Here is a 568-nt window from a genome sequence, read left to right as displayed (position 1 = left end):
GCCGAGTACGTGGATGTGTTGGAGTTGGGGACTCCGTTGGTGAAGTCGGCGGGGATTTCTGCGGTGAGTGCGGTGAAGGCGGCGCATCCGGACAAGTTGGTGTTCGCGGATTTGAAGACGGCGGATGCTGGTGAGTTGGAGGCGGGGTTGGCGTTCGAGGCGGGTGCGGATCTGGTGACGGTGATGGGGGTGGCCGATGACGACACGATTCGGGGTGCGGTGGCTGCGGGGGCGAAGTACGGCAAGAGTGTGGTCGCGGACATGATCGCGGTGACCGAGGGCCGGGTGGGTCGGATCCGTGAGGTGGCCAAGTTGGGGGTGTCGTTCGTGGAGATCCATGCGGGTCTGGACGAGCAGGCCCGTCCGGATTACACGATCGAGAAGCTGCTGGATGACGGGCGTGAGGCCGGTGTGCCGTTCTCGATCGCCGGTGGGGTGGGTCCGGACACCATCGGCGCGGTCCGTCAGGCCGGGGCGACCGTGGCCGTGGCCGGCAGCGCGATCTACAACGCCCCCGACCCCGCCGAAGCCGCCAGCCAACTCCGCAAACGCGCCAACACCTGAGGCG

1 protein-coding gene is annotated in these 568 nt (G+C 67.3%); it reads left to right on the top strand.

Going from position 1 to position 568, the window contains the following annotated elements; translation table 11 throughout:
* Nucleotides 1-564, top strand: a 564-nt coding sequence (gene hxlA / locus IF64_RS0124935; protein ID WP_036877957.1) for a 3-hexulose-6-phosphate synthase, incomplete at its 5' end; no start/stop codon positions are given.
* Nucleotides 565-568: the final 4 nt, after the last annotated feature.

The sequence above is a fragment of the Prauserella rugosa genome, from assembly GCF_000719975.1.
Lineage (GTDB): Bacteria > Actinomycetota > Actinomycetes > Mycobacteriales > Pseudonocardiaceae > Prauserella > Prauserella rugosa.
This window is presented reverse-complemented; position numbering and strand designations above follow the sequence as displayed.